Below are 25219 nucleotides of genomic sequence, written 5' to 3'. Positions count from 1 at the left end.
CCGGACGGGCGGCGCTGATCGGCTACATTCCGGCCATGACGACGAGTCTGGATGTCAATGGAGTAACCGTCGCCTACCGAACTGCCGGTGATCCCGGCAACCCGCCGCTGGTCCTGCTGCACGGCCTCGGCGACAGTGCCGCGGACTGGCAGACCGTTCTGCCCGACCTTTCCGAAACCCACCATGTCTACGCCCTCGACCTGCGCGGTCACGGCTACAGCGCCCGTCCGGGCAAGTATTCGTTCGAGCTGATGCGCGACGACGTGCTCGGTTTCCTCGACGCGGCCGGCATCGACCGGTGTGTGCTGGTCGGGCACTCGATGGGCGCGGTCGTGGCGACCCTGGTCGTCGTGGCCGCGCCCGGCCGCGTGTCACATCTGGTCGTGGAGGACGCGGTCGTGCCCCGCCCGGGGGCGCTGTCGAGGCCGCCGCTGCCGGCGCCGACCGAGGCGACACCGTTCGACTGGGCCGTGGTCAACGCGATCCGGGCGCAGCTCAACGACCCGGATCCGGCCTGGTGGGAGGCGCTGCCCACGCTCACCGCACCCACGTTGATCATCAGTGGGGCGGAGAGCCCGGTCCCGCACGAACTGCTCGCCGACGCGGCCGACCGCATCCCGGACGCGGTGCTGGCCACGGTCACGGCCGGTCACAACGTCCACACCGAGCAGCCGACCGCGTTCATGAGCGAGCTCACCCGGTTCCTTCAGAATCATTGACCCGATTTTCCCGTACGGCGTCAGCGTCGCACCCGTGCGCGGGTGCGACGCTGACGGGCGTGAAACGGATCGTCGTCTACGGGGTGACCGGTTCCGGCAAGTCGACCCTGGCCCGGGCGATCGGTGAGCGCACCGGTCTGCCGTACCACGCGGTCGACGACCTGACCTGGGAGCCGGGCTGGGTCGAGGTGCCGGCCGACGTACAGCGCTCACGGATCGCCGCGGTGTGCGCGGGCGAGGAATGGGTGCTCGACAGCGCGTACATGTCCTGGCTGGACGTGCCGATGGCCCGCGCGCAACTGATCGTCGGACTGGACCTGCCACAGTGGTTGTGCCTGGTCCGGCTGCTGCGCCGCACGGTGTCACGGGCGATCACCCGTACCCCGGTCTGCAACGGCAACACCGAGTCGCTGCGCGAACTGTTCACCCGCGATTCGATCATCCGGCAGCAGTTCGCGTCCTACCCGCGCAAACGCCGCCGGATGCGGCAGTGGCAGCACGATCCGTCGATGCCGCCGATCGTGCTGCTGCGCTCGCCGCGCGCGGTCCGCGCCTGGCTCGACACGATGTAACACCGGGCGCCTCCCGGGCCAAGTACTCGGTGAAGACATCGAAGGAGGCCCTGTGGAGGATCCGTTCGAGGCGTTCTACCGGGAGCACATCGGCCCGGTCAGCCGCTTCGTCGCCCGCCGCGTCGACGACCCGCACCTGGCGGCCGATCTGACCGCCGACGTGTTCGTCGCGGTGATCGAATCCGCGCACACCTACCGCCCCGACCGGGGCAGCATCACCGCCTGGCTCTACGGCGTCGCCCACAACGTGGTCGCCGCCGAACACCGTCGCGCCCGCCGCGACCCGCCGCATCGCCGGCCACCGCCTGCTCGACGCGGCCGACGTGGCCCGCATCGAGGAACGCATCGACGCCGAGGCGTCGGCCCGGCACGTCCACCGGGCCCTGTCCGGCATCCCCGAGGGCACCCGCCGGCTGCTGGAACTGGTGGCGGTCGACGGACTGCCGGTCGCCGACGCGGCCGCCGTGCTCGGGATGTCGGCGATCGCCGCCCGGGTGCGCCTGCACCGGGCCCGCCGTCTGCTGCGGTCGCTGCTCACCGACGAGATTCCGCTGGGAGGAACCACCCATGAATACGCCTGACCTGCGTTTCGACGACGCCGGGCCGTCCGGCCGGTTCGAGGATCGCCTGCTCACCGCGTTGCGCCCCCTGGCCGCGGAGCATCGCGAGGGCCTGGCCGCGCTGACCGGCAGCGGTTCTTCTTCCACCGATGATCATCGGCGGACCCGGGAGCGCCGGGTGGGGAAACCCGCCCTGGCCGCCGCGACGATCGTCGCCGCGGTGGCCGCGCTGGTGCCGCTGCTGCACACCGCCCCCGCGTACGCGGTCGAACGTGACCCGGACGGCTCGATCCGCGTCACGATCCGCCAGTACACCGACGCCGCCGGCCTGCAGAAGCGCATCGAGTCGTTCGGGGTGAAAGCCGCCGTCGACTTCCTGCCCGCCCGCATGGTCTGCCAGGGTCCGCGCGCCGACTTCGTCGCCCCGGAGAAGATGCCGCTGGGAATGGTCGACTGGTCCACCCTGTCCGAACCCGACCACTACTTCAAGGTCCACCCGGAGTACATCGGCCCCGGTCAGACGTTCGTCTACGCCGCACAGGTCAACAAGGGCAGCACGAAGGCCGCGATCCGCCTGGCCGACGGCCCGGTCGGCCCGTGCCTCCCGATCCCGGGCGACACGCTGATCGCCGGCGGCTGACCGGCCACCCCGGTCTGCACGGCCCCGATCGCCGGCTGGTGCTCACGGCTGTTCCCGCCCGCGGAAACGACCGTGAGCACCAGCCGGACCTCAGGCAGCGCGGTCACCCGGCGGCAGGGGCTGCGGCTGGATGAGGACGCCCGCGTGCAGGCCGGTGGTGATCGCGGCACCTTCCGTGCCGGCCGGAGTGGCCGAGACGGCCGAGGACGCCCCGGCGCCGAGGGCCACCGCGGCCATCAGACCGATCCCGGCTGTCAGCAAGCTCTGAACCCTGTTCATCGTGCGGCTCCCTTCAGCGAACAACTCGATGCGCCCCTGAGCTGACCACCGCATCCGCCGGCCCGTTGCCACAATGCCGGTAAACCACCCGATCGTTCAGGACAAAACGGTCTCAACGGGCCTGCTCCGCTTCGCGTCGGGCGGCATACACCCACCGCGCCAGCGTCTCCCGGGCCGCTCCTTCGTCCACCGCCCGGCCGCAGGATGCGAGCGCGTCGGCCAGGCCACGCCCGTCCACGGCGACGAGCATCGCCGCGGCGTTGAGCAGCACCACGTCGCGTACCGGCCCGCGCTGCCCGTCCAGCAGCCGGGTGAAGCCGGCCGCGTTCTGTTCCGGGGTGCCGCCGCGCAGGTCGGCCGGCGCGGCCCGGGGCAGCCCGAGCGTCCGCGGATCCAGCACGGAGGCCCGGACCGTGCCGTCGCGCACCGTCCACACCTGCGACGTCGTGGTGGTGGTCAGCTTGTCCAGGCCGTCGTCGCCGCGCACGACCAGGGCGTGGCCGCCGCGGGCGGCGAGCACGTCGGCGATCAGCGGCGCCATCCGCGCGTCGGCCACGCCGACGACCTGATGCTCCGGGGCGGCCGGGTTGATCAGCGGGCCGAGGATGTTGAACACGGTGGGTACGCCGAGGTCACGGCGCACCCCGGCCGTGTGTCGCAGCCCGGGGTTGAACCTGGGCCCGTACAGGAAGGTGATTCCGGCCTCGGCGGCGACCCGGGCCGCCGCGGCCGGGTTCAGGTCGAGACTCACGCCGAGGTGTTCGACCAGGTCGGCGGCCCCGGACGTGGTCGACGACGCGGCCCGGCCACCATGTTTGACCACGGTCAGCCCGGTAGCGGCGGCCACGACGGCGGCCATGGTGGAGATGTTGACCGCGCCGAGGCCGTCCCCGCCGGTCCCGGCGATGTCGACGACCGGTCCGGGGATGTCGACCGGCAGGGCACCGGCCCGCAGCGCATCGACCAGGCCGCTGATCTCGGCGGCGGTTTCGCCTTTGGTGCGCAGCGCGGCCGCGAACCCGGCGACCTGAGCCGGGGCCGGTTCGCCGTTGACGATCCGGGTCATCGCCCAGGCCGCCTCGGCGCGGGTCAGGTCGTGGCGTTGCAGGAGCCGGGGCAGGATGATCTTCGACAGCGGCATGTCCGGGGTGTCCTCGCTGGGTGGGGGCCACTCACGAGGCTCACACGCAAAATCGGCCGCCTCGTGGAGGCGGCCGATGGGATGGTGCGAAGCGGGGCCGCCTAACCGGCGGGCCACCAGAACTTCACACACGTGATCACGGCACGGACTTTAGCACTGCCAGGCCGGGTCGCGGCCGGTCAGGGCGAGCAGTTCGGCGAATTCCCCGGCGTCGGGCGGGCAGTCGACAGGGTCGCCGAACGCACCCATCTTCCGGCCGGTTTCGACCATCGTGTCGAGGAATTCGCGCAGGGCCGGGACGAGACTGGGGTCGACCCGGTAGGGCAGGCCGGTGCCGCGGGCCAGGTCCCAGCCGTGCACGACGAGGTCGCCGAGCACCATCTGCCCGACGGTGCGCTGGGGCAGTCCCATGCCGGGGGACACGCCGTCCAGGGTGTCCGGGTCCGACCAGGCGTCGACGAGGCGGCTGGTCTCGGCGGCGAACGCGGTCCGCCAGTCACCGACGAGCCGGTCCGGTCCGGGCGTCCAGTCGACGTCGTCGCGGCGGGCCAGGGCCTGAAAGTTGTGGACGACCTGGATCAGGTGGTTGAGCAGGTCCCGCACCCGGAACGCGGTGCAGGGCGTGGCCTGGTCGAGCTGGTCGTCGCGGACCGCGGCGACCAGTCCGGCGACGGCGGCCGAGGCGGTGGCTAGCTTGTCGCTGATTTCGGTGGACACCCGGACAGGCTACGAACCCGGGCCGCCGCGCTCAAAGCGATCGGATCGGATGTCATCACTGCGGAGGACGCACGATGGCATGCTCGACCAGGTCGACGGTGGCGCGCGGATCCTCCACCTCGATGACCAGACGCGCGTACGTCTGGTCGCGCAGCGCGATGACCACGGCCCGGTTCGGGTCGTGCACGTTCCAGAACACCTTCTCGCCGTCGAGGTGGAACGTGCCCGACGTGATCACCCCGGGCACGTGGGTACCGGGCGCCCGCAGCCCTTTGCGTTCGCGGCCGACACCCGGGTCGGCGGTCGCGCCGGCCACGTTGACCAGGGGGATCTCCAGGCGGCTCTTGAGCGCCCAGAGCTTGTCGAGACCACGGACCTCGACGATGAGGGTTTCCCCGGCGATGCTGACCTCGGCGGTCATCGGACGCTCCCGTCGGTGGGTGAGGTGATCCGGGCGCGCAGCCGCAGCCCGAGCATGGTGGCGGTGCGCTCGTCGGTCAGGACGGCACCCACTTCCCGGGCGACCTCCGGATCCTGCGGGGCGCGTTCGACCGCGGCCATCAGCAGCAGGTCCAACGCCGGCTCGTAGGCCAGGGTGGCCGGGTCGGCGTCGTGCAGCAGCGGCCGGACCTGGTTGTCCAGGCTCCAGCGCAGCGCCCGCAGGTAGAGGCCACGTTTGCTGCCGAACACCGAGTACAGACTGTTGCGGTGCACGCCCAGGTGGGCGACCAGGTCGTCGACCGAGATCCCGTCGAACGCGCGCCGGGCGAACAACCCGGCGGCGGCCTGCACGACCTCGGCTTCGTCGAACGCGCGTGGCCTTCCCATGACGACCACGCTAACCCTTTCAGGAACACCCAGTCAAGAACGACCGTTCCTAAAAATTTACGGTGCCGGCCAGGCGTCGGCGACCTCGGCATGACGCATACCCAGCGACTCACTGATGTGCCGGAACCACGCCGCACACTCCGGCACCTCCATGATCGTCTTGGCTGATTCCTCGGCCTCGGCGAGCGAACGCCACAGCACGATGTCGGTCCACGACCCGTCGTCCTGCTTGACCAGATACGCGGCCAGGCAAGCCGGATAGGCCGCGCGCATCGCGGCCAACATCGCCGGGCGCTCGGCCAGCAGCGCCGGCTCGGCCCCGTCGTGAATACGGAACGAGGCCAACTCCATCGTCGTCATGACCGCCAAGCTAACCTGCCGCACGCCACCGCCGGCGGCGCCCCCGCACCAGCGCCGCCCCGACCACCGCCGCGGACACGCCCAGCCCCGCCCCGGCACCGGCGAACCACAGGGCCCGCCGCCGGGCCGGGACCTCGCTCACGCCGTACGCGAAAGTCTCCGAAGGATGCCCGGCCGTCAGCGACCGTGACGTCCCCTCGGCCAGGGCCCGGGCCGGGTTGAGCCGGCGCGTGCGATCGGAAGTCGCCACCAGCCGGTCCTCAACCCGGGCCGGCGTCAGCCGAGGAAACCGCTCCCGCAGCAGCGCCACCGTCCCCGACACGAACGCCGCCGCGAAACTGGTCCCCGCATCCCCGGCAGCCAGCAGATCCGTGTGCGGGCCCGCCGGGGAGAACGACGCCGCCTCCCCCGAGGTGAGGACCGCGCCGACCCCGATCACCCCCGGGTAGGCGGCCGGATACATCCCCGGCCGCCCCGCATCGTTACCGACCGCGGCCACCACGACCACCCCACGGGCGAGCGCGAACGCCACCGCCGAACGCACCCGAGGGTCGTCCACCCCGACCACCAGCGAGATGTTGATCACTGAAGCGTGGCCGGCCGCCCAGCGGATCCCCTCCGCCACCCGCCCGATCCCGGCCCGATCCCCCGGATCACCATCGGACACCCGGACCGCGACGATCGTCACCCCCGGCGCCACCGCGACGATCGACGACGCCACCGCCGTCCCGTGCCCGGCACACGCAGGCCGGCCCGCCAGCAGGTCACGCCCACCGGCCACCCGGCCCTTGAGCTGCGGCAGCGTCGCATCCACCCCGGAATCGACCACCGCCACCCGCACCCCGGCCCCGGTGGCCAGCGGCGACACCGGATAAGGATTCACCACCACCGGCGCCACACACGACGCGAGAACCCCCACCCACCACACCATCGACGCCCCCACCCCCGACCAGCGACGAACGTGAATCTTATCGTCCGGTTGTGCCCCTGCCACGGCGACAGTTAGTTTGTGAGGGCCATCTGCGGCGTCGTGAGGGAAACCGGTGAGATTCCGGTGCGGTCGCGCCACTGTGAACCGCCCCCGCCCGCGGGGACGGTGAGTCAGGACGCTCACGCGTCCGCAGCCTGTTCGACGGGACGCGTCATCCCGTAGGAGGTTGATCCGCCATGCCCAAGGCCACCACCATCCGGCCCCTCACCATCCCGGCCGTCTCACCCCGCCTGCTGCTCACCGCAGCCGGCGCCGTGCTCCTGCTGCTCGCCCTGGCCTACCTGGTCGCCTTCGACCAGGGCGCCCTCTCGCGCAGCGGCATGTACATGCACGAACTCATGCACGACGGCCGCCACCTGCTGGGTGTCCCGTGCCACTGAAAGTCAGCTTCGGCCGGCTCCTGATCGCCGGCCTGCTCGCCGGCCTCGTCGCCGGGCTGCTGGCCGGCACCTTCGCCTACTTCGCCGGCGAACCGCGCATCGACGCGGCCATCTCCATCGAGGAACAGAACGCCCTGGCCCACGGCGAGGCCGGCGGCGGCGAGGAACTGGTCAGCCGCGACACCCAGAAACACGTCGGCCTGTTCCTGGCCACCGGCCTCTACGGCATCGCCATGGGCGGCTTCCTCGCCACCGGGTACACCCTGCTGCGCCGCCGCCTGCGCACCGGCAGCGACACCCGCGCCGCGATCGGCCTGGCCGGCGCCGCCCTGCTCGGCATCGTCCTCGTGCCGTTCTTCAAATATCCCCCCAACCCACCCGCGGTCGGCGACCCGGCCACGATCAACCAGCGGACCGTCAGCTACCTCGCCGTGCTCGCCCTCGGCGTCGTCGCCGTCTGGGCCGGCGTGCTGGCCGCCCGCACCCAGACCCACGAGTGGCGCCGCGCCACCGCCGGCCTGCTCGGGTTCGTCATCGTGGTCACCATCGCCTACCTGCTGCTACCCACCATCAACGAGGTCCCCGACACCTTCCCGGCCGTGCTGCTGTGGAAATTCCGGATCGCCTCACTCGGCACCCAATCCATCCTGTGGACGGTCCTCGGGCTCGCCTTCGCCGGCCAGCTCAACCGCCTCGCCGGACGCACCGCCGACCAACCGGCCGTCGCGGAAACCGCCGACGCCTGACCGAACATCGGCTGCTCCGAGGCACCACCGAACGCCGCGCGAATCCGATTCGCGCGGCGTTCTCCCATAGAGTGTGGCGATGCCCCGGTTCACCAGCCTCGACGAACTCCTCGGCCACGACGAGCTGGGCACCAGCGACTGGCTGCCCGTCGACCAGGACCGCATCAACGGATTCGCCGCCATCACCGGCGACCACCAGTGGATCCACACCGACCCCGAACGCGCCCGCAAGGACGGCCCGTTCGGCACCACCATCGCCCACGGAGCCCTCACCCTCTCCCTGTGCATGACCTTCCTGACCGAAATCGTCCAGGTCGACACCGTCACCTTCGTCGTCAACGGCGGCTTCGACCGCGTCCGCTTCCACACCCCGGTCCGCTGCGGCGCCCGCCTGCGCGGCAAGGTCCGCCTCCTGGAATCACGACGACTGCCCGGCGGCGCCCGCCTGATCCTGCGCACCACCGCCGAGATCGACGGCGAACGCCGCCCCGCCTGCGTAGCCGACCAGATCCTGGCCCTCTACGAACAAACCCCCGATTAGGTACGGCCCGAGCACCGCCCCCACCCTCATTCCGTCCGCAACGCCACCGCCGTGCGCGCCCCCACCGGCGCCAGCACCGCATCCAGGGCCGACACGGACGCCCCCATTTTCCTTGTCGCATGCGACAGCCCACCTCGACGCCGCCGCCGAGTTCACCGGTTGCGGCGATCCCGCGCCGCCCGATCCAACCCGATGACCACGCCACCGCAAGCGTCAGCGGGAAATGCCGGCCTGTGGGCTCAGGTCTTTGGCGTTCGTCGGCGAAGCCGTCCTTTCTGATGTTGGGTGCGGCTTGCCGCACTGTCTCTAAGCCGTCCTAGGATGATGACTCAAGCGACCGGCCCGCGAATCCAGGTAACGCTGCTCGGCCAGACTCGCCGTAGCCTTCGCCGCCCGCCGATAGCATTCGTACGCCGCCTCGCTGTCACCGGCTTTCTCCAGCAGATGCGCCCGCACCGACAGCAACCGATGGTGCCCCGCCATCCGCTCGTCACCGTCCAACCCGGCCAGCAGAAGCAGCCCCGCCTCCGGCCCGTCCAACTCGGCCAGGGCCACCGCCCGGTTCAACGTCACCATCGGGTTCGGCGCGATCCGCTCCAGGATCAGATACAACGCGTACACCTGCCGCCAGTCGGTCTCGGCCGCCGTCACCGCATCGGCGTGCGTGGCCGCTATCGCCGCCTGCAACTGATACGGCCCCAGCTCCGGCGCCCCCAACGACCCTTTCGCCAGTTCGAGACCTTCCTCGATCAAATTCCGATCCCATTGCGTACGATCCTGCCGGTCCAACGGCACGAGATCCCCACCGGCCGTGGTCCGCGCCACCCGCCGCGCGTGCGTGAGCAGCATCAACGCCAGCAGCCCGGTCACCTCACCGTCCTCCGGGAGCCGCGCGTGAACCATCCGCGCCAGCCGGATCGCCTCCCCGGCCAGATCCGGACGGTCCAACGACGACCCCGACGACGCCGTATACCCCTCGTTGAAGATCAGATACAGCACGTGCAGGACCACCGGCAGCCGCTCCGACCCGGCCGGCAACGGGAACGACCCACCGGCCGCCCGGATCCGCTGCTTGGCCCGGCTGATCCGCGCCGCCATTGTCGCCTCCGGCACCAGAAACGCCCGCGCGATCTCCGCCGTCGTCAACCCACCCACCGCACGCAACGTCAACGCCGTCTGCGAAGCCGCCGTCAACGCCGGATGGCAGCACAGGAACAGCAGCAGAAGCGTGTCATCGCTATCCGCAACCTCCACCGGAACCTCGACCGCGTTGGCCGACTCCCGCTCCCGCCGCGCCGACTCGCTGCGCACCTCGTCGATCAGCCGCCGCGACGCCACCGTCATCAGCCAGCCCCGCGGATTCTGCGGAACCCCGTCCCTCGGCCACTGCACGGAAGCCGCCAGCCCAGCCTCCTGAACCGCGTCCTCACACCCCTCGAACTGCCCGTACCGGCGCACCAGCGCGCCGAGGACCTGCGGCATCAACTCACGCAGCAGGTCCTCGATGCCCGGCCCGGTCACGCCTCCAGAACCCCGTCCGCGAACATCACCTGCCGCACCTCGACCCCGAGCCCCTCGATCCCCGCATCCGGAATCTGCAACGCCAGCTCGATCGCCCGCTCCTTGCTCTCCACGTCGACGAAGTAGAACCCGCCCAGATACTCCTTCGACTCCACGAACGGCCCGTCGGTCACCACCGGCTGCCCGTTACGCACGGCCACCACCACCGCCTGCGACGGATCAACCAGCGCCTGCGTCGTGATCAGCTCCCCCCGCTCCTTCAGCCCGTCCATGAACCGCCCGTGCCCCTCACCGATGGCCGCCTTCTCCTCATCGGTGAGCGCCTCCAGAACCGCCGGGTTGATATGCATGCTGATCAGGAACTTCATCTCCATACCTCCACAGAACTCGGTGTCTTTCGGCCCTCAGTCGTAGCCACCGCCCCCACCTTGACACCCCCACCCGACTTTTTTCCGCCGCCATCCACAGCCCCCACCCGAACCCCACTTCCCCCGTCCACAGCCCGACGCCCCCGCCCGCATGCGGCACCGCCCACTCGGCGCTTCCCTGCCGGCGCTTCCCTGCCGGCGCTTCCCTGTCGGCGCTTCCCTGTCGGCGCGGCAACCTCCCCGCCCCACGAACCCGAGCTCCAACGGCCGCACCCCGATCGGCACCCGGCCAGCTGGCGTCCACGGCTGAACCCGGCCCGGAAGACAGCCCTCAGGACCAGCCGAGACCTGCTGGACCCGGCGGCGACCGGGAACGAAGCTAGCCGCGGACAACATCGCGTTCCGGCACCGCGACAGGCCTGCGCGCGGCGTGGATCAACAGCGCCAGCCCGGCCAGGATCACCGCCGCGACCAGGGCGGTCACGGTCAGACTCGCCGTGAAGGCATGACGCGCGTCGACAAGCAGCTCAACGGCCTGACCTGCGGGAAGGCGACGACTCGCCGCAAGGGCAGCCGGCAGCGAATCCGAGGCGCCGTCCATCCGGGTCCGGTAGACGAACGCCGCCAGCACTCCGAGAAGCGCAAACCCGAGCGACCCGCCGAAGTAGTTACCGGTCTCGGACATGGACGCCGCCGACCCGGCCCGCGCCGGCGGAACCGCACTCATGATCAACCCGGTCCCGAGCGCGAACAACGGACCCGTGCCCAGAGCCAGCACCGTGATCCCGGCAAGAATCAGCGGAAGCGACTCGGTAAGCACCAGCAAACTCCCCAGAGCCGACACGCCCAACCCACCGGCGATAGCGGTGATCGGGGCGACCCGGCGCGCCACCGCGGGCGCGGTCAACGTCCCGACGGCCACGCCGAGGCCCATCGGCGCGAACAGAACCGCCGATGCGACCGGCGAAAACCCCCGCACCCCCTGCAGATACTGAGTGACCAGCAGCCCGGTCCCGGCCATGGCGATACCGGCCCCGACCAGCGCGACGAGGATCGCGGCAAACGTCCGATTCCGCAGCAACCCCAGGTCGAGCAGCGGCGCGGCCAGTCGCCGCTGACGACGCACGAAGGCAACCCCGACCACCGTGCCCAGCACGAAAGCCACACCCGGAACGACCGCCCCTCCCCCGGACACGGCCTGCTTGAGGGCGTAGATCAACAACAGCACGGCGACCAGGGACAGCCCGACACTGGCCAGGTCGAGCCGACCGGGCTGCGGCGCCCGGAACTCCGGAAGCAGAAAAGGCCCCGCGACCAGCAACAACAGCATCGGCGGAACGGCCAGCAGGAAAACCGACCCCCACCAGAAGTGCTGCAGGAGCAGACCGGCCAGCACCGGCCCCAGCGCACCCCCGGTGAACTGGCAGGTGGCCCACACCGCGATCGCCCGTCCCCGCCGATGATCATCGTCCCGGAACATGTTCGTGATCAGCGCCAGCGTCGACGGCGTCAGGGTCGCACCGGCCACCCCCAGCAGCGCACGAAGCCCGATCAGCATGAGCGGACCCGTGGCGAGAGCGGCCAGCAGCGAGAGCCCGGCGAACGCACCCGCCCCGATCAGCAGCAGCCTCCGGCGGCCGATCCGGTCGCCGAGCGTCCCCATGGTGATGACCAGCGCGGCCACGGTCAGACCGTAACTGTCACTGATCCACAACTGCTCGACCGCCGTCGCGCCCAGGTCGGCACTGAGCTTGGGCAGCGCCAGCAGCAGGGCGGTCAGGTCCATGGCGACGATGAGCGTCGGCAACATCAGAACGGCCAGGCCCAGCCACGTCCGCAGCGACCGGGTGGTGGTGGCCGGGCGTAAGGCATCACTTGTCATGCCCGATGGTCGGAACGGGCCACCGATTCTTGACACGCCCCGATGCGAGAGCTCCACCCTCATCCCCTACCGTGATGGTCATGGATACGCGCGAGCGCCGAACCGACACCGCCCGGATCCTCGGAACCATGGCCCTGCTCCTCGGTCTCGTGATCGCCGTCGCCGGATCCCTGGCCGCCAGCACCCGGACCGGCGGCTACGTCTTCGCCGGCCTGCTGGTCGTCACCGGCATCGGCCTGCGCCTGGAAGCTGCCATCACCGACCGCCGCTGAGTCACAGCCCCGCCAGCAGCCGCATCACCCGCCGCTCCCGATCGGCCAGGTCGGCCAGCAGCGCGGAGGCACGATCCAGAGGCACGGGATCACCGGACTCGCCGGCCGCCGCGAAGCAGCCCGCCACCTCGGTCCACAGCGGCGCGATCTCCCCGTACATCCGATGGGCGGCGGACAGTTTCTCGTCGTCGACGATCGTGGCCGCCTCGGCGAGAAAGTCCCGGTACATGGCCCGGAACAGCCCGCCGCCGGTCCCGCCCCGCTCCATCAGCATCGCCGCCCGCGGCAGATCCCGGGCCGGATCACCGGACCGGTCCAGCCACGTGCGCACCCGCGCCGACGCCTTGCCGATCCCGCGATATCCCAGGTTCGCGATCGGCGGGTTCAGGAACGTCGCCGCGTTCCCCCGCACCGCGGCCCGGATCGCCGCACCCAGGTCGGGCCGGTTGCCCGGAACCGCCACGGTGAACGACAGATTCCGCGCCGTCATCGGCCCGCGCTCACCCCGCGCGAGCTCCAGGCTCTTCAGCGAGGTGGTGACCGCGCCGCCCTGCTGAGCGGTGTCCACCAGGAACGCCGAGGTCTCGTCGAACCCGTACAGAGCGACGACGTGCCCGCCGAAATGCGTCCTGGTCGTGAAGTAGTCCAGGTGAAAACAGTCCAGCTGCAGCCCGACCGGTCGCCCCGACTCGACCGCGGCCTCGACGTTGCGCCAGGCCTTGCCGGCCGACCCGGTCTCCTCGACCCACAGCGCCAGCCCGAGCCGCTCGGCCAGCCTGCGGGTGATCTCCATCGGTTTGGACCGGCCGCCCAGGAACGGAAAGTCCATGTTCTTGGCATCCCAGTAGACGAAGCCGAGCCCCTCGCCCAGCCCGAACAGCATCGGCTCGGACAGCTCCAGCCCCGCGTGCCGCAGCAGTGCACCGACCGCGGTCGTCTCGCAGTGCTGACCGCCGGGAAACCCCACTCCTTCGATGATCATGGCAGGGCACCGCCCGCCATGACGGCAGCGATCTCGGACAACGGAACCCCCAGGCTTCCTGGGCGCCGGACCGACCCGCCCCGATGCGGGTGGCCGCCCGACGCCGGCAACGAGACAAGCCTCAGGTCTGCCCTTGGGGCAGAGTCAAGCCCGTCCCCGGAAGTCTTTGCGGGACTCGCCGAGCCGGCAAGAAGGTGGGCTCGTCGGCGAAGCCGTCCTTTTCGTTTATGGGTGCGGCTTGCCGCACTACCCGTAGGCCATCCTAGGACGATAGGATGAAGCCGATCACCGGAGAGCCTCGCCGGCCCACCGCGCCACCACTTCGAGGACCGGCCCTCGCCCGGCGAACCGCTCCGGCCACCCCCGCGAGTCGTACGCGGCCGCCCGCGCATCCCGCATCAACGCGTCGATCATCCGAGGCGCCAGCCAGAAGTACTTCGCCGCGCCGGTCACCATGATCGCCCGCTGGACCGCCAGCGGATCCACGTCATCCGCCATCCCCCGCACATAACCCTCGGTGACCGCCGACAGCACCCCGTCCAGCAGCGACAGATCGACCAGCCCGTCGAGAAAAGTGTCCAGGGCCAGATTCGCCGCGTCCTCCCCGATCGCCCCCGGCCCGACGAAAGCCCAGTCCAGCAGCACCGGCCCGGACTCGGACAGCACCACATTCATCGGCCACACATCGTGATGGCAGAGCGTCCGTGGCAGGGCGTCGGCCGCCGCCAGCAGATCGTGCCGGTGCGTCCACATCTCGCGCAGCCGGGCCCGCAATTCCGGCTCCCAGGCCGCGGCCACGACCGGATGATCCCAATCCAATTCCGGCGGTATCGGCTGGGCCAGGGTGTAATCGCGAAGAAAATCCCGCGCCAGCCACCCGGCGGCCGGCGGATCACCGAGCCATCGCGCCTGCGCGACCCCGAGCCGGTACGCGATGTCCCCCAGATCCTCGGGCCGCCACGACGACAGCGGGGTTCCGCGCACATCGGCGAGCAGCATCGCGATCGACCCGTCGGGTTGTTCCGCGATCTCATACAGTTCCGGAACGGACAGTCCACCCGCGGCGAACGCGGTCGAGGCCAACCCGTTCTCGTATGCGGTCGGTTCCCGCCGCCAATAGTTGAAATGCCCGGGATCCTCACTGGCGGCCAGATGGGCCGCCGCCCCGTCCCGGCTGCGCATGACCAGTTTCCGCACGGCCGTCCCGCCGTCGTGCGGCACCCGCCAGACTCCACCGGTCACTTCGTTGGCCGTTCCGTGCGCCAATTCCTGCAGGCCGGCGCTCACGACGCGAATATCCCGATGATCCACATAGGTTCGGATGGTAGACCGATCACATGCCCGATTTCCGGCCTGGCGTGGAACTGGCCCGACGGTTCTACCTCGAGGCGGTACGCCCTTTACTCGGCGACCGTCCCCACAGTGCCGCCCGTATCGGCCCCGGCAGCGATGTCCTCGGCTTCGACACGGAACGCTCCATCGACCACGACTGGGGTCCCCGTGTCGACCTGTTCCTCGACGACCCGGGCGACCTCGGCGAGGAGCTGCGCCACAAGCTGCCGAAACGCTTCCTGGGCTGGTCCACGCACTTCGCCCCGCCGGGCGCCCGGGTCCGCTCGATGGCCGACACCGACGGCCCGGTCGACCACTACGTCACCATCGCGCCTCTCGATGCGTGGTTGCGCGCGAGAATCGGCGACGACCCGGATTGGCCAGCCATTCCGTGGCAGCGGCTGGCCGAGATCACCGGCGGCGCCGTCTTCCACGACCCGGACGGCGAGCTCACCCGGATCCGCGAGCGTTTCGCCTGGTATCCGACCGACGTGTGGACGTACGTATTGGGCTGCCAATGGGCCCGGATCGGCCAGGAGGAATCGTTCGTCGGCCGCACTGCCGAACTCGGCGACGACACGGGATCCCGCGTCGTGGCGGCCCGGCTCGCCCGTGATCTCGCACGGTTGTTCCTGCTCCAGCAGCGCCGCTGGCCCCCGTACGGGAAATGGCTCCTGACCGCGATCAAAAGCGACCCGGCGGCGAACCACCTGGCCCGCGCATTGTCGGCCGGCAATGCCGATCTCCGATCGGCGGCGCTGGCCGACGCCTCCGAGGAGGCCGCCCGCCGGCAGAACGCGCTCGGCCTGTGCCCGCCGCTGCAAACGCACCGCCGCCCGTTCTTCGACCGCGGTTATCCGGTGATCGGTGCCGGCCGTTTCGCCGAGGCGCTGCTCGACGGGCGGGCACCGATCGGCTCGATCGACCAGATCAGTGACAGCACCGATGTGCTGGAGCGACCGGAAATCTGCATCGCCGTAAGCAGCGCGGCCCACTCACCGCGTCCTTGAGGGTGACGGCACGTTCGAGGACCGGGGGGACGACGGAGTGCACAGCGGATTCGAGGAATACGTGCGAGCACGGGGGGACGCGTTACGACGCTTCGCCTACCTGCTCTGCGGCGACCGGCATCTGGGCGAGGATCTCGTTCAGGAAGTGCTGGTCAAGGCGTACCGAAGATGGTCGAAAATCGAGTCCGAACAACCGGACCGATATCTGCGCACGGCCCTCGTGCGTTCCCACGTCTCCTGGCTGCGCCGCCTGTCCAACACCGAGCGACCGGCCACGATCAGTGACGAGAAACCGATCGGCGGGGACTTCGCCGATCAGCAGGCCGTCCGCGACGAACTGTGGACGCGGTTGTCCGGCCTGAGCCGGTCCCAGCGTGCGGTGCTGGTGCTGCGCTACTACGAGGACCTCGACGACCGGCAGATCGCCGACATCCTGCGCTGTGCGCCGAGCACCGTACGCGTGCACGCCGGCCGCGGCCTGGCCCGGCTGCGCGACGAGATCGATCCAGCACTGTCCGAGAAGTCGGGAGCGAAGCGATGAGCCTGGAAGAAGACCTGCGTACGACGTTGCGGGACCGGGCCGCCGACGCCGCGCCGCAACCCGACCTGTGGTCGAGCGTCACCGACGGCGTCCGCCGTGATCAGCGCCGCCGCCGCACCCTGGTGGCCGTCGCCGCGGCCCTGGTCGTCGGCGCCGCGAGCGCCACGATCCCGCTGCTCGGCCACGACCGCGCCCCGAACCCGCCGGTCGTGCAGCCGACCGACCGCTGGGCGCCGCCGTCCTGGCCGGAGCCGGCCTTCCCGATGCGCCCGACCTGGGTTCCCGGCAACGCCGGCACCGCGAGCGTCGCCGTGTTCGGCCCGAACGTCCACCTGGAATATCGCAACGCCGACGAGGCGATCATCTCGGCCGAGATCGGCCCGCTGCAGGCCGACTGGGAGACCGAGGCCGAGCAGACCGGCTCCACGACGGTCAACGGGCGACCGGCCGAGGTGCACAGATCTTCCCAGTACGATGGTTCCGGCCCCGCCGACCGGTATGTCGGTATCCGCTGGCAGCAGCCCGACGGGCGGTGGATCTCGGTCCTGAGCTGGGGCCCGCGCACCGAGGCGGACGTGCTGCGCTTCGCCGAGGGCCTGCGCGACACGGGCACCGTCCCGGCCGGGAAAGCGCCGTTCACGCTCGCGACCGTCCCGCCCGGTCTGACCCTGGCCCAGCAGTCCGACGGCCTGATGTGCCTGGCCCCGCCCGACGTCGCGTCGCGGCAACGACAGGGCGGCAACCCGGTCTGCATCGGGATTGAGGACTCCGACGGGGTCAGCCTGGAACCGCCGCTGGAGAACATGACCATCAACGGGCGCCACGCGGTCTACTACGAGGAACTGCACCAGATGGTGATCACCTGGTCGGCCACGCAGGATGTGTTCATCACCTGGGATCAGCAGATGGTGCCGTTCACCCGCGACGACGCGATCCGACTCGCGAACGGTATTTCCTGACGGCCCGACGTTCGGCTTCCTCCTCGCCGGGAGGAAGCCGAACGTCGGCGTATCCCGGGTCGAATCCGACGCGGCGGAAGACCCGCGACAAATCCCGCCAGATTTCCTTGTCCCGGCCCTGCGTCGTCCGATGGTCCTGGTGAATCCGTCGCTACAGGTCCCCGGCGGTCATCACCCCCAGGGAGTCACACATGTCCACTCGCCAGTTCGTCACCTTCGAGGTCGCCGGCCAGTTCTTCGGCGTGGATGTGGACGCCGTGCAGGAGGTCCTGTCGTACAGCGAGTACACGCCGGTGCCGCTGGCCCCGAACGCGGTCGGCGGACTGTTCAACCTGCGCGGCCAGGTGATCGCCGCGGTGGACCTGCGGGTGCAGTTCGGTTTGCCCCGCCGCGACATGTCCGGCCTGGTGATGAACGTGATCGTCCGATACGACGGCGAGCCGGTCAGCCTGCTGGTCGACCGGATCGGTCAGGTCGCCGACCTCGACGCAGAGATGTTCGAGGAGCCCCCGGCCACCCTGACCGGGCCGTCCGGGCCCTGGTCACCGGCGCGTACAAGACCGAGGGCCGCCTGCTGCTGGTCCTGGACGTCGCCGAATGCGTGAGCACCACCCGCGTCACCGCCTGAACTCAGGCCCTGACCCGGTGAGTCGAGGAATGTCTTCCGCCCGGCCCCTCCCGCGCCGGGGGAAGACATTCCCCAGATCAACCCCAATTTCGCCGTACGGCGGTAAGCCCGCCCTACTCGATGACCACCAGAGAAACGTCGTGGCCGCCGTAATTCCGAGATCCGCATCGGTCAGCATCGTCAGCAGCTTGGGATTTCCGTGAAACAGTTCCACCAGTGCGGATGCATCGAGGATGCGGGGCGGCTCCTCGATCATGCCGCCTCACCCTTGAGCCGGGCGGCGCGGAGCTCGGAGACTTTCCGATTGATATCGACCTTCTCCGCCTGGTAGCGGGCCTCGTCCTCCTCGGTCCACGGCTCGGGTGGTGGCAACCCCATGTCGGCGCAGAATTTCGCCGCGAACTCGTTGCGATAACGGATGATGTCCTGAGGGATGTCGTGCGACATGTTGACGAGCGTACAGCCCGTGAACGCACGACATCAAGTCGCACGACTAGGCGTCACACAGCACGTGCGGCCCGGCACCGAAGCACCGGGCCGCCACGAACCTCAGTGCGCCGACGGCCTCGCATACGGCGTGACCGTCACCTTGTCGATGACCGGCGCATACGCCGACCGCAGCAGCACTCCGGGCCACGTCTGCGACGCATAGGTCACCCCGTCGAAGTTGGGCAGCTCAGCCGACGAGAAGGTGACCTTGTTCGTCCCGCGCCGCAAGGTCACCGGCACGGTCAGCTCCCAGAAGTTGTTGTCGTGGAAGCTGTGCGGGAACAGCACCCGCTTCGCCGTGCCCCCGTTGACCACGATGTCGGCATGCCGGGCGAGCGGGTCCGGGTTGTAGTGCGTCGCCTCGGCCTGTTCCGGGTTCGCGTACCGGATCCGCAGCGCATAGGTTCCGGTCCGGGCCGCCGGCACCGAGAACGTCACCGTGTTCGCCGGCCCGTTCCCGATTCCGCTGACCGCCGCCCCGCCACTGGCCAGCGACTTCGATACGACCGCGGCGGTGCCGGTCAGCGACGCCGATTCGGCTTCCAGAACTGTCGACGGCAGGTGAGCCGAGGCCCGTACCGTCAACCGGTCCAGGACCGTGCTGTCCCGGCCGGCTTTGACCACCACTTTGTTGATGCCGCCGGACAGCGACACCGCCGATGTCGGGGCCACCGCGATCCCGTTCACGGTCACCGTTCCGGCTCCGGCGTCGATAGTCGATTCGGCGTCGGCTTTCGAGTACACCCAGAACGTCGCGGTCCCGCCGCGTTTCAGCGTCACCCGCCCGGCCGAGACGGAACGCACCCCGCTCAGGTCGGCCTGGGCCGCCGGATAGACCGCGGTGGCCGCCGCCGGGTTCGGCAACGCGAGGGTGATCCGGTCGAGAATGGCGTCGCCCTTGGTCGTCCGGGTTCCGTCCAGGCTGCGCGCGGCCAGCGAGATCGTGTGGTGGCCGGCGGTCAGCCGCACGGTCGTGTCGGCGTGATCCCACACCACCCACTTGTAGCCGAGCGGCAGGTACACCTCCTGTTCGGCCGTGCCGTCGACCCGCAGGAACACATTCGTCGGCCCCTGTTCCTTGACCAGGTCATAGGTGTTCAGCGAGTTGACGAAAACGCTCAGGTCGTACGTGCCGGTGGCCGGAACGTCCACGCTGAAGTCGAGCACGCCGTCGCTGCCGGTCCGCAGCCCGCCGACGTCGTAGCCGCCGGACGTGTAGAACTTGGAGACGTCGGCCGTCGATCCCTCCGGCCCGTTCCGGCTGTAGCCACTGCCGGTGTATTTCGCGTCCTCGGCCTCGTACGAACCGCTCCAGGTCTGCGGAACAGCACCGGCAACCGCCCGGGACGGGCCGGGCGACAGCACGATCTCATAGGCCGAGGAGTCCACCAGGCCGGGCATTTCCACGGCGACCGCGTTGTCCCGTACGCGCAGATCGGTTTCGGTGAGAAGGCGCGGCTGAGCGGAATCGCCGATCTGGCCGGTCCACGCGATCTCCCGGATCGTCGCGTGCACCGTCGTGCCGAAGACCGACGCCGGCACGTTGTCGAATCGGATGTACCCGGCGCCGGCTGCGCCCCCGATGATGGCCCGCGCCTGTTTCTTCTGCTTGTCGAGGGTGGCGACGCCCTGCAGGGTGTAATTCTGGCCCGGGTACGGCGGCGTCACCTGAACCGTGTTCCCGGTCATGCTCCCGTACGCGTTGAACAGCCACCACTGCCCGTTCCCGCGATTGGCCTGCACGGCCGAGCCGGAGATGTTCCCGTCGATGTTCCAGTACGCGATGTCGGCGTCGACCTTGGACTCCTCGATCGCCGAGATCCACTGGATCATCTGCCCGGGCACCGAGGTGTGGTAGTTGAACGCGTACTCGTTGATGTTGATCGGCAGTCGGCGCCCGAGAATGGCGGCTTCCCATTCCCGGTAGAGCGCGACGTCCTGCCGCACCTTCTCCGGGTGGCTGAGTTCGTGCCAGGTCATCACGTCGGGCACGGTTGCGGCGGCCAGCGTGTGCTTGAGGAAGCCCTGGATCTGGGTGTAGAGCACGCTGGTGTTCGGCCCGGCGATCCGCGCGGCCGGCATCTTGCCCTTGATCAGGTGGTAGACGTCGTCCCAGGCGGTGAAGTAATCGGTGGGATCGTCGAGCCAGCTGATGCCGTTCAGGCTCCATTCGCCGGTGCCGAACATGTTGCCCTCGGGTTCGTTGAACGGCACGAACACGACATGTTTCTGGTATTCCGGGTCGAGCGTGAGCACCTGGTCGACCTGTTTGCCGATCTTCTCCTTGAACAGCGCCAGTTTCTCGGCGGGCGTGCTGCCCGGCCACTGGTACGGGAAACCGCGATGAATATCGGTCATGTAGATGTAGGTGTCACCGCCGGTGCTGTCGGCCAGGGGCTTGACCACTTCGAGGGCGTCCGCGCCCGGGTGCTGCGGGCCGTCCTGCGCCTTGGTCGAGACGGTGCGCAGGTGCATGCCCTCGATCAGGTTGTTGGTGGGCACGCCGTCGCCGTAGAGCCCGTAGAGCGAACCGGACGCCCCGCCGTGGAACGCGCCGGTGGATGTGGCCAGGTCGATCGTCATCTCGCCCTCGCGGATGACCGTCACCGTTGCCGAAACCGTCACGTCGCCGGCCGCGGTTCCGGCGACGGTGAAGGTGCCCCGCCGGGCGTAGGACGCCGGATCCACCGCGGCCCAGGTGATCGGCACGTCGCGGGCGTACCCGTCGGAGAACGTGCCGCGCACGGTTGCCGGAAGCGCCGGGGCGGTGCCGATCGTCGTCCGCACGTCGAACGAGGTCGGGGCCACACCGGTCAGCGCCGGCAGCTCGGCGCCGTACAGGGAAGCGACCTGGCCCGCGGTGAGGGCGGTGTCGTACACGCGGAAGTCGTCGACCGCACCGCCGAAGAGCGGGTCGGCGTAGAACGATTTCCCGATGTAACCGGCGAACGTGGCGTCCGCGAGCACGTCCGTCGCACTGATCGTGGTGGCGGCCGACGACACGGCAACGCCGTCCAGGTAGGTCACGATCCGGTCGGCCGCGGTGTCCAGCGTGACGGTCAGCAACTTCCAGGCCCCGGCGGGAAGTGCCGCCGACCCGGTGACCTGCGCCTCCGCGCCACCCCCGCCGGTCGTGATCGCCGTCCGCAGCAGCCCGTCCCCGTTGTACGGCGTGCTGAACAGGTACCGCCCGTTGTCCTTGCCCAGCGCGTAGATCCACTGCCAGGGCGCGGTCGATCCGTTCCATCTGACGCGAACGGAAACGGTCAGATCGGTGCGCCCGGCGAGGACCCCGCGGGGCAGGGTCACGTACGCGCCGGCCGAGTTGGTCGCACCGCCGGGCAGCTGCAACGCCCCGTCGACGAGGGCCGCGGTATCCCCGTTGACCAGGGTCCCGTTCAGCCGGTGGCCGGACGTGTCGGTGATGACGCCGCTCAGGTCGTCGTGGTCGAAATCGTAGGCGACCACCGGTGCGGGCAGGTCGCCGGCGGCCGCGGCGGGGACCGCGGTCAGGGCCGTGACCAGGCCGGCGACGGCCGCCGCGGCCAGGATTCGGGACGGTCTCATAGCGCTCAGCTCCACTGGTGTGACATCAACGCGGAAACTTTTTGCCGAAGGGGGACAGCGGTTTCCGCCAGGTTACGATCGAGGTACACAGTGGTCAATGGGCTGGGTTGAGGAAAAGGGTTTCCGTCGGTAGCGTGGCGTTGTGCCAGGGAAAACCAAAGCGCGCGCCGGGATCGCCGACGTCGCCCGCCTCGCCGGCGTCTCCATCGGGACGGCGTCCAAGGCGCTGAACGATCGCGGACAGCTGCGCGAGGAGACCCGCGCCCGCGTCCAGGCCGCCGCCGAGCAGCTCGGTTTCATCCCGAGCTCGGTCGCGACCAGCCTGCTGACCGGGCGCACGTTCACCGTCGGCCTGATCATGACCGACCATCACGGCCGGTTCAGCCTGCCGGTGCTGCACGGCGCCGAGGACGCGCTCGGCTGGGCCGAGACCCTGGCCTTCGTCTGCGACACCCGCGACGACCCGATCCGCGAGCAGCACTACGTGCGCAGCCTGCTCAGCCGGCGCGTCGACGGGATCATCGTGGCCGGCCGCCGCGCCGAGGCCCGCCCGCCGCTGCTGGCCAAGTCGCCGGTCCCGGTCGTCTACGCCTTTGCCCGCTCGGCCGACGACGCCGACTGCAGCGTGGTCACCGACGAGGAGGGCGGCGCGGTCACCGCGATCGAACACCTGGTGCGTACCGGGCGTCGCCGCATCGCCCACGTGACCGGCCCGCACGGCCACGCCTCGGCGATCGCCCGGGTCGCCGGCACGTCCCGCGCGCTCGCCGCGGCCGGCCTGGAGCTGGTCGGCGAGCCCTGGTACGGCGGCTGGAGCGAGGTCTGGGGCCGTTTCGCCGCGTCCGCGATCGCCCGTGAGCACCCGGAGGTCGACGCCGTCTTCTGCGGCAGCGACACGATCGCCCGCGGTGTCGCCGACGGCCTGCGCGAGGCCGGCCGCCGCGTCCCCGAGGACGTGGCGCTGGTCGGTGTCGACAACTGGGCCCCGGTCGCCGAGGAGTGCCGCCCGCCGCTGACCAGCGTCGACCTGAGCCTGCGCCAGGTCGGTCGCCGGGCCGGGCAGCTCCTGCTGCAGGCCATCGAACACGGCCACACGGCCGGTGTCCACTCGGTCCCGTGCCAGCTGGTCGTGCGCAACTCCTCCGCGCCGGCCTGAGCACCCGGCAGTGAAGGTCCCCACCTGAGCACCCGACAAACGCGGTAAACCGGATGCCGCCCTGGACTGCCCCGGCTAGCCTGACTGCGCCAGGCTCCGCGGCGAGGCGAAAGGGCATCCGTGATCCCGTCCGGATTCGTGTTCCTGGCCCTGGCCTTCAACTGTCTCGGCGCCGGCTTCTACCTGTATCGGCTGGTCCGCCGCGAGATCCAGCCGCACATCGTCACCTGGGCGCTGTGGGCGCTCGCGCCCGGCCTGGCGTTCTCGGCCCAGGTCAGTGACGGTCTGGGCCTCGCCGCCCTGGTCACCCTGTTCACCGGCGTCAGCCCGCTGGTCGTGGTGGTCGTGCTGATCCTGCGCGGGCAGGCGGCGTGGGGCGTGACCGGCTTCGACGTCTTCTGCGGGGCGCTGTCGGTGCTGGGTATCGCCGCCTGGCTGCTGACCCGCCACGCCGCGTACGCGGTCGTCCTGGCGATCGCCGCCGACGCGCTGGCCTCGGTGCCGACCTACCGCAAGTCGTGGCGGGATCCGGAGAGCGAGTCCTGGTTCAACTACGGGTGCCTGACCGTCAGCGCGCTGATCACCCTGGCCACGATCAGCGGGCGGACGCTGTCGCACTACGCGTTCGCCGGCTACCTGGCCGTCCTGGGCGCCGGCCTGACGGCGATCATCCTGCTGCGCGGACGCCGCCGAACGGTGGCAGGTCGGCGCGGGTGACCGTGCGGGTCGACGGGTCGTCCACGATCTCGTCCCAGATCCCGCGGAACACCCCGACCAGCTGACCGCCCGGGTCGTTGACCAGCACCTCGCCCCAGATCCGCAGATCACTGGGGGTGTCGCCGTACTCCTGGAGCTGGATCACCAACGCCGTACGGTCGATGATGATGAATTTGAACGGGAACCGCCGCCGCGTCACCCGCAGCGACACCTTGCCGCTGCGGATGCTCTGCAGGTCCATGATGTCGTGGCAGTGCCGCACCAGATTCGGTGTGAGCGCGTGGTGCAGCCCGGCCTCGGGCGACTCGACCTGGACGATCCGCTTGTAGCAGATCGCCGGATCCGACTGGCTCAGAAGTCCGTAGAAGACGTCGAACGCGTTGGTCTGATACGACTGGTCCATCGCCTCGTCCGGCCACCGCCCGTCCTCCAGCAGCAGGTCGAGGACGAGGATCTCCTCCTTGGTGGTCAACATGAGCTGCACCGTCCGGTCACTCTCGACGGTCTTCGCGCGGTTCAGCTCGTCCAGCATCATCGTGTCGACCTTCATGCCGACGCTCCCGGCCAGCGCGACGATCTCGTGCCCGAGCGACGAGATCCGCGCGTCGGTGCTGCCGGCCAGACGCCGATGATCGGCGATCTCCTCCCGGACCGTGGCGATGATCGCCTCGTCGGCCCGCAGCCGGCCCTCGACCATCTCGGTCAGGCTGGTGAACAGCGCCGCCACGAGCAGCGACACGAGAACCGCGGCGATCGCGGCGAAGCTCAGATGCGTGTCGAAGAGCTTCTGCACCGCGACCCCGATGAATCCGGCGATCAGAAAACTGGTCGCCGCGATGCCCTTGGTGCGGTGCCGGGCTCCCCACCGTACGACGCGCCCACCGTCCGTCATGACGCGAGTGTTCCACGCCTGGTCTAATGCTCCGCCGATCGGCACAAGTCGATCAATGCCCGGCCGCGGCCCGCAGCACCTCGGTCACCAGACGCGCGACGTGCGGACCGGCCACCGCGTACACCTGGCGCCGCCCCTCCCGGCGCACCCTGACCAGCCCGGCGAGCCGCAACTTACCCAGATGCTGCGACACCGCGGGACGCGCCGCCCCGGCCACCTCGGTCAGCCCGGTGACGTCCCGCTCCCCCGCCACCAGCGCCGCCAGCAGACGCAACCGGGTCGGGTCGGCCAGCATCCCCAGCATGGTCGTTGCCACCTCTATGGTGTCACCGGAAGTGTGTTTCTGCAGGTCACTGGCATCTGCAACGTTGTCGCGTGCGCGCATGAGCACATATTATGGGCGCGCCCGGCCACCCGAAAGAGGAAAGA

Annotated in this window: 31 protein-coding genes, 1 pseudogene and 1 riboswitch; of the genes and pseudogenes, 15 read left to right on the top strand and 17 right to left on the bottom strand. The window is 70.1% G+C overall.

What is annotated here, in order from left to right; genetic code table 11:
* Positions 1-35: 35 nt before the first annotated feature.
* From ACSHV8_RS15870 to ACSHV8_RS15850, 5 genes and pseudogenes are all read left to right on the top strand, one after another.
* A complete protein-coding gene (locus ACSHV8_RS15870; protein ID WP_436533733.1) occupies positions 36-719 on the top strand; it encodes an alpha/beta fold hydrolase in 684 nt (227 codons plus the stop codon).
* Positions 720-778: 59 nt separating this feature from the next.
* Positions 779-1291, top strand: a complete 513-nt coding sequence (locus tag ACSHV8_RS15865) for an adenylate kinase (RefSeq protein WP_436533731.1) — start codon at positions 779-781, stop codon at positions 1289-1291.
* Between the two features lie 52 nt (positions 1292-1343).
* A pseudogene (locus ACSHV8_RS15860) lies at positions 1344-1511 on the top strand (RNA polymerase sigma factor); the annotation flags it as partial.
* Positions 1512-1614: 103 nt separating this feature from the next.
* On the top strand, positions 1615-1872 hold the full coding sequence (locus ACSHV8_RS15855) for a sigma factor-like helix-turn-helix DNA-binding protein (protein WP_436533730.1): 258 nt from the start codon (positions 1615-1617) through the stop codon (positions 1870-1872).
* Positions 1859-2491 (top strand): hypothetical protein, encoded by a 633-nt coding sequence (locus ACSHV8_RS15850; protein WP_436533728.1) that lies wholly within the window; start codon positions 1859-1861, stop codon positions 2489-2491. Before ACSHV8_RS15855 ends, ACSHV8_RS15850 begins: the two co-directional genes overlap by 14 nt.
* 90 nt (positions 2492-2581) lie before the next feature.
* Here the strand turns inward: ACSHV8_RS15850 and ACSHV8_RS15845 are convergent, their stop codons facing one another.
* The 7 genes from ACSHV8_RS15845 to ACSHV8_RS15815 all read right to left on the bottom strand — a co-directional run bounded on the left by ACSHV8_RS15845 (position 2582) and on the right by ACSHV8_RS15815 (position 6735).
* Positions 2582-2770: a hypothetical protein gene (locus tag ACSHV8_RS15845; RefSeq protein ID WP_436533726.1), complete on the bottom strand. Its 189-nt coding sequence runs from the start codon at positions 2768-2770 to the stop codon at positions 2582-2584.
* A 112-nt stretch (positions 2771-2882) separates the two neighbouring features.
* Complete coding sequence (gene trpD / locus ACSHV8_RS15840) at positions 2883-3911, bottom strand: anthranilate phosphoribosyltransferase (protein ID WP_436533724.1); 1029 nt, start codon at positions 3909-3911, stop codon at positions 2883-2885.
* A gap of 150 nt (positions 3912-4061) precedes the next feature.
* Positions 4062-4628: a TIGR03086 family metal-binding protein gene (locus ACSHV8_RS15835; protein ID WP_436533722.1), complete on the bottom strand. Its 567-nt coding sequence runs from the start codon at positions 4626-4628 to the stop codon at positions 4062-4064.
* A 55-nt stretch (positions 4629-4683) separates the two neighbouring features.
* Positions 4684-5049 (bottom strand): hypothetical protein, encoded by a 366-nt coding sequence (locus tag ACSHV8_RS15830; protein WP_436533720.1) that lies wholly within the window; start codon positions 5047-5049, stop codon positions 4684-4686.
* Positions 5046-5456, bottom strand: coding sequence for a TetR/AcrR family transcriptional regulator (locus tag ACSHV8_RS15825; protein ID WP_436533718.1), 411 nt, complete (start codon positions 5454-5456; stop codon positions 5046-5048). The genes ACSHV8_RS15830 and ACSHV8_RS15825 overlap by 4 nt, the downstream gene beginning before the upstream one ends.
* A gap of 57 nt (positions 5457-5513) precedes the next feature.
* Positions 5514-5816: a hypothetical protein gene (locus tag ACSHV8_RS15820; RefSeq protein ID WP_436533716.1), complete on the bottom strand. Its 303-nt coding sequence runs from the start codon at positions 5814-5816 to the stop codon at positions 5514-5516.
* Positions 5817-5826: 10 nt separating this feature from the next.
* A complete protein-coding gene (locus ACSHV8_RS15815) occupies positions 5827-6735 on the bottom strand; it encodes a S8 family serine peptidase (protein ID WP_436533714.1) in 909 nt (302 codons plus the stop codon).
* A 116-nt stretch (positions 6736-6851) separates the two neighbouring features.
* Positions 6852-6926, top strand: a riboswitch (cobalamin riboswitch).
* Between the two features lie 57 nt (positions 6927-6983).
* Here ACSHV8_RS15815 and ACSHV8_RS15810 point away from each other — a divergent pair.
* From ACSHV8_RS15810 to ACSHV8_RS15800, 3 genes are all read left to right on the top strand, one after another.
* Entirely contained in the window at positions 6984-7187 is a 204-nt protein-coding gene (locus tag ACSHV8_RS15810; RefSeq protein WP_436533713.1) for a CbtB domain-containing protein, read from the top strand.
* Entirely contained in the window at positions 7178-7933 is a 756-nt protein-coding gene (locus tag ACSHV8_RS15805) for a CbtA family protein (RefSeq protein ID WP_436533711.1), read from the top strand. The genes ACSHV8_RS15810 and ACSHV8_RS15805 overlap by 10 nt, the downstream gene beginning before the upstream one ends.
* 79 nt (positions 7934-8012) lie before the next feature.
* Positions 8013-8474: a MaoC family dehydratase gene (locus ACSHV8_RS15800; protein WP_436533709.1), complete on the top strand. Its 462-nt coding sequence runs from the start codon at positions 8013-8015 to the stop codon at positions 8472-8474.
* 306 nt (positions 8475-8780) lie between these two features.
* On the opposite strand, the gene ACSHV8_RS15795 is transcribed toward ACSHV8_RS15800, so the two are convergent.
* From ACSHV8_RS15795 to ACSHV8_RS15785, 3 genes are all read right to left on the bottom strand, one after another.
* Entirely contained in the window at positions 8781-9995 is a 1215-nt protein-coding gene (locus ACSHV8_RS15795) for an RNA polymerase sigma factor (protein WP_436533707.1), read from the bottom strand.
* Positions 9992-10363, bottom strand: coding sequence for a YciI family protein (locus ACSHV8_RS15790; protein WP_436533705.1), 372 nt, complete (start codon positions 10361-10363; stop codon positions 9992-9994). Before ACSHV8_RS15790 ends, ACSHV8_RS15795 begins: the two co-directional genes overlap by 4 nt.
* 379 nt (positions 10364-10742) lie before the next feature.
* The gene (locus ACSHV8_RS15785) at positions 10743-12245 is read right to left on the bottom strand and encodes an MFS transporter (protein WP_436533703.1); all 1503 of its coding nucleotides are present in this window, start codon (positions 12243-12245) and stop codon (positions 10743-10745) included.
* A gap of 80 nt (positions 12246-12325) precedes the next feature.
* Here ACSHV8_RS15785 and ACSHV8_RS15780 point away from each other — a divergent pair, with 80 nt between their 5' ends.
* The gene (locus ACSHV8_RS15780; RefSeq protein ID WP_436533701.1) at positions 12326-12517 is read left to right on the top strand and encodes a hypothetical protein; all 192 of its coding nucleotides are present in this window, start codon (positions 12326-12328) and stop codon (positions 12515-12517) included.
* A 1-nt stretch (position 12518) separates the two neighbouring features.
* On the opposite strand, the gene ACSHV8_RS15775 is transcribed toward ACSHV8_RS15780, so the two are convergent.
* Both ACSHV8_RS15775 and ACSHV8_RS15770 read right to left on the bottom strand, forming a co-directional pair.
* Complete coding sequence (locus ACSHV8_RS15775) at positions 12519-13499, bottom strand: BtrH N-terminal domain-containing protein (protein WP_436533699.1); 981 nt, start codon at positions 13497-13499, stop codon at positions 12519-12521.
* 285 nt (positions 13500-13784) lie between these two features.
* Positions 13785-14786 (bottom strand): phosphotransferase, encoded by a 1002-nt coding sequence (locus ACSHV8_RS15770; protein WP_436533697.1) that lies wholly within the window; start codon positions 14784-14786, stop codon positions 13785-13787.
* A gap of 50 nt (positions 14787-14836) precedes the next feature.
* Between ACSHV8_RS15770 and ACSHV8_RS15765 the strand changes: the two genes are divergently transcribed.
* The 4 genes from ACSHV8_RS15765 to ACSHV8_RS15750 all read left to right on the top strand — a co-directional run bounded on the left by ACSHV8_RS15765 (position 14837) and on the right by ACSHV8_RS15750 (position 17946).
* Complete coding sequence (locus tag ACSHV8_RS15765; protein WP_436533695.1) at positions 14837-15841, top strand: DUF4037 domain-containing protein; 1005 nt, start codon at positions 14837-14839, stop codon at positions 15839-15841.
* Positions 15842-15878: 37 nt separating this feature from the next.
* Positions 15879-16382 (top strand): SigE family RNA polymerase sigma factor, encoded by a 504-nt coding sequence (locus ACSHV8_RS15760; protein WP_436533693.1) that lies wholly within the window; start codon positions 15879-15881, stop codon positions 16380-16382.
* Positions 16379-17341 carry a hypothetical protein gene (locus ACSHV8_RS15755; RefSeq protein WP_436533692.1) on the top strand — a complete coding sequence of 321 codons (963 nt, stop codon included), beginning with the start codon at positions 16379-16381 and terminating at the stop codon, positions 17339-17341. The genes ACSHV8_RS15760 and ACSHV8_RS15755 overlap by 4 nt, the downstream gene beginning before the upstream one ends.
* A 191-nt stretch (positions 17342-17532) precedes the next feature.
* On the top strand, positions 17533-17946 hold the full coding sequence (locus ACSHV8_RS15750; RefSeq protein ID WP_436533690.1) for a chemotaxis protein CheW: 414 nt from the start codon (positions 17533-17535) through the stop codon (positions 17944-17946).
* 12 nt (positions 17947-17958) lie between these two features.
* Here the strand turns inward: ACSHV8_RS15750 and ACSHV8_RS15745 are convergent, their stop codons facing one another.
* From ACSHV8_RS15745 to ACSHV8_RS15735, 3 genes are all read right to left on the bottom strand, one after another.
* Positions 17959-18225 carry a hypothetical protein gene (locus ACSHV8_RS15745; protein WP_436533688.1) on the bottom strand — a complete coding sequence of 89 codons (267 nt, stop codon included), beginning with the start codon at positions 18223-18225 and terminating at the stop codon, positions 17959-17961.
* Positions 18222-18416 carry a hypothetical protein gene (locus ACSHV8_RS15740; RefSeq protein WP_436533686.1) on the bottom strand — a complete coding sequence of 65 codons (195 nt, stop codon included), beginning with the start codon at positions 18414-18416 and terminating at the stop codon, positions 18222-18224. Before ACSHV8_RS15740 ends, ACSHV8_RS15745 begins: the two co-directional genes overlap by 4 nt.
* Positions 18417-18518: 102 nt before the next feature.
* Positions 18519-22025 (bottom strand): LamG-like jellyroll fold domain-containing protein, encoded by a 3507-nt coding sequence (locus ACSHV8_RS15735; protein ID WP_436533684.1) that lies wholly within the window; start codon positions 22023-22025, stop codon positions 18519-18521.
* Positions 22026-22167: 142 nt separating this feature from the next.
* Here ACSHV8_RS15735 and ACSHV8_RS15730 point away from each other — a divergent pair, with 142 nt between their 5' ends.
* Both ACSHV8_RS15730 and ACSHV8_RS15725 read left to right on the top strand, forming a co-directional pair.
* Complete coding sequence (locus ACSHV8_RS15730; RefSeq protein WP_436533682.1) at positions 22168-23181, top strand: LacI family DNA-binding transcriptional regulator; 1014 nt, start codon at positions 22168-22170, stop codon at positions 23179-23181.
* Positions 23182-23301: 120 nt separating this feature from the next.
* On the top strand, positions 23302-23898 hold the full coding sequence (locus ACSHV8_RS15725; RefSeq protein WP_436533680.1) for a hypothetical protein: 597 nt from the start codon (positions 23302-23304) through the stop codon (positions 23896-23898).
* On the opposite strand, the gene ACSHV8_RS15720 is transcribed toward ACSHV8_RS15725, so the two are convergent.
* Both ACSHV8_RS15720 and ACSHV8_RS15715 read right to left on the bottom strand, forming a co-directional pair.
* Complete coding sequence (locus ACSHV8_RS15720; protein ID WP_436533678.1) at positions 23849-24790, bottom strand: hypothetical protein; 942 nt, start codon at positions 24788-24790, stop codon at positions 23849-23851. The two genes, ACSHV8_RS15725 and ACSHV8_RS15720, sit on opposite strands and share 50 nt — an antisense overlap.
* 52 nt (positions 24791-24842) lie before the next feature.
* Positions 24843-25175 carry an ArsR/SmtB family transcription factor gene (locus ACSHV8_RS15715; protein ID WP_436533676.1) on the bottom strand — a complete coding sequence of 111 codons (333 nt, stop codon included), beginning with the start codon at positions 25173-25175 and terminating at the stop codon, positions 24843-24845.
* Positions 25176-25219 lie beyond the last annotated feature (44 nt).

Source organism: Actinoplanes sp. HUAS TT8, assembly GCF_051380535.1.
Classification (GTDB): domain Bacteria; phylum Actinomycetota; class Actinomycetes; order Mycobacteriales; family Micromonosporaceae; genus Actinoplanes.
The sequence above is the reverse complement of the archived record's forward strand: the minus strand, read 5'-3'. Positions and strand labels throughout refer to the sequence as shown.

Coding starts and splice junctions, on each gene's coding strand:
- ACSHV8_RS15800 (WP_436533709.1), top strand. CDS start 8,013: ATGCCCCGGTTCACCAGCCTCGACGAACTCCTCGGCCACGACGAGCTG.
- trpD (WP_436533724.1), bottom strand. CDS start 3,911: ATGCCGCTGTCGAAGATCATCCTGCCCCGGCTCCTGCAACGCCACGAC.
- ACSHV8_RS15765 (WP_436533695.1), top strand. CDS start 14,837: ATGCCCGATTTCCGGCCTGGCGTGGAACTGGCCCGACGGTTCTACCTC.
- ACSHV8_RS15745 (WP_436533688.1), bottom strand. CDS start 18,225: ATGATCGAGGAGCCGCCCCGCATCCTCGATGCATCCGCACTGGTGGAA.
- ACSHV8_RS15785 (WP_436533703.1), bottom strand. CDS start 12,245: ATGACAAGTGATGCCTTACGCCCGGCCACCACCACCCGGTCGCTGCGG.
- ACSHV8_RS15825 (WP_436533718.1), bottom strand. CDS start 5,456: ATGGGAAGGCCACGCGCGTTCGACGAAGCCGAGGTCGTGCAGGCCGCC.
- ACSHV8_RS15810 (WP_436533713.1), top strand. CDS start 6,984: ATGCCCAAGGCCACCACCATCCGGCCCCTCACCATCCCGGCCGTCTCA.
- ACSHV8_RS15775 (WP_436533699.1), bottom strand. CDS start 13,499: ATGATCATCGAAGGAGTGGGGTTTCCCGGCGGTCAGCACTGCGAGACG.
- ACSHV8_RS15780 (WP_436533701.1), top strand. CDS start 12,326: ATGGATACGCGCGAGCGCCGAACCGACACCGCCCGGATCCTCGGAACC.
- ACSHV8_RS15790 (WP_436533705.1), bottom strand. CDS start 10,363: ATGAAGTTCCTGATCAGCATGCATATCAACCCGGCGGTTCTGGAGGCG.
- ACSHV8_RS15820 (WP_436533716.1), bottom strand. CDS start 5,816: ATGACGACGATGGAGTTGGCCTCGTTCCGTATTCACGACGGGGCCGAG.
- ACSHV8_RS15735 (WP_436533684.1), bottom strand. CDS start 22,025: ATGAGACCGTCCCGAATCCTGGCCGCGGCGGCCGTCGCCGGCCTGGTC.
- ACSHV8_RS15755 (WP_436533692.1), top strand. CDS start 16,379: ATGAGCCTGGAAGAAGACCTGCGTACGACGTTGCGGGACCGGGCCGCC.
- ACSHV8_RS15870 (WP_436533733.1), top strand. CDS start 36: ATGACGACGAGTCTGGATGTCAATGGAGTAACCGTCGCCTACCGAACT.
- ACSHV8_RS15740 (WP_436533686.1), bottom strand. CDS start 18,416: ATGTCGCACGACATCCCTCAGGACATCATCCGTTATCGCAACGAGTTC.
- ACSHV8_RS15845 (WP_436533726.1), bottom strand. CDS start 2,770: ATGAACAGGGTTCAGAGCTTGCTGACAGCCGGGATCGGTCTGATGGCC.
- ACSHV8_RS15850 (WP_436533728.1), top strand. CDS start 1,859: ATGAATACGCCTGACCTGCGTTTCGACGACGCCGGGCCGTCCGGCCGG.
- ACSHV8_RS15830 (WP_436533720.1), bottom strand. CDS start 5,049: ATGACCGCCGAGGTCAGCATCGCCGGGGAAACCCTCATCGTCGAGGTC.
- ACSHV8_RS15715 (WP_436533676.1), bottom strand. CDS start 25,175: ATGCGCGCACGCGACAACGTTGCAGATGCCAGTGACCTGCAGAAACAC.
- ACSHV8_RS15750 (WP_436533690.1), top strand. CDS start 17,533: ATGTCCACTCGCCAGTTCGTCACCTTCGAGGTCGCCGGCCAGTTCTTC.
- ACSHV8_RS15720 (WP_436533678.1), bottom strand. CDS start 24,790: ATGACGGACGGTGGGCGCGTCGTACGGTGGGGAGCCCGGCACCGCACC.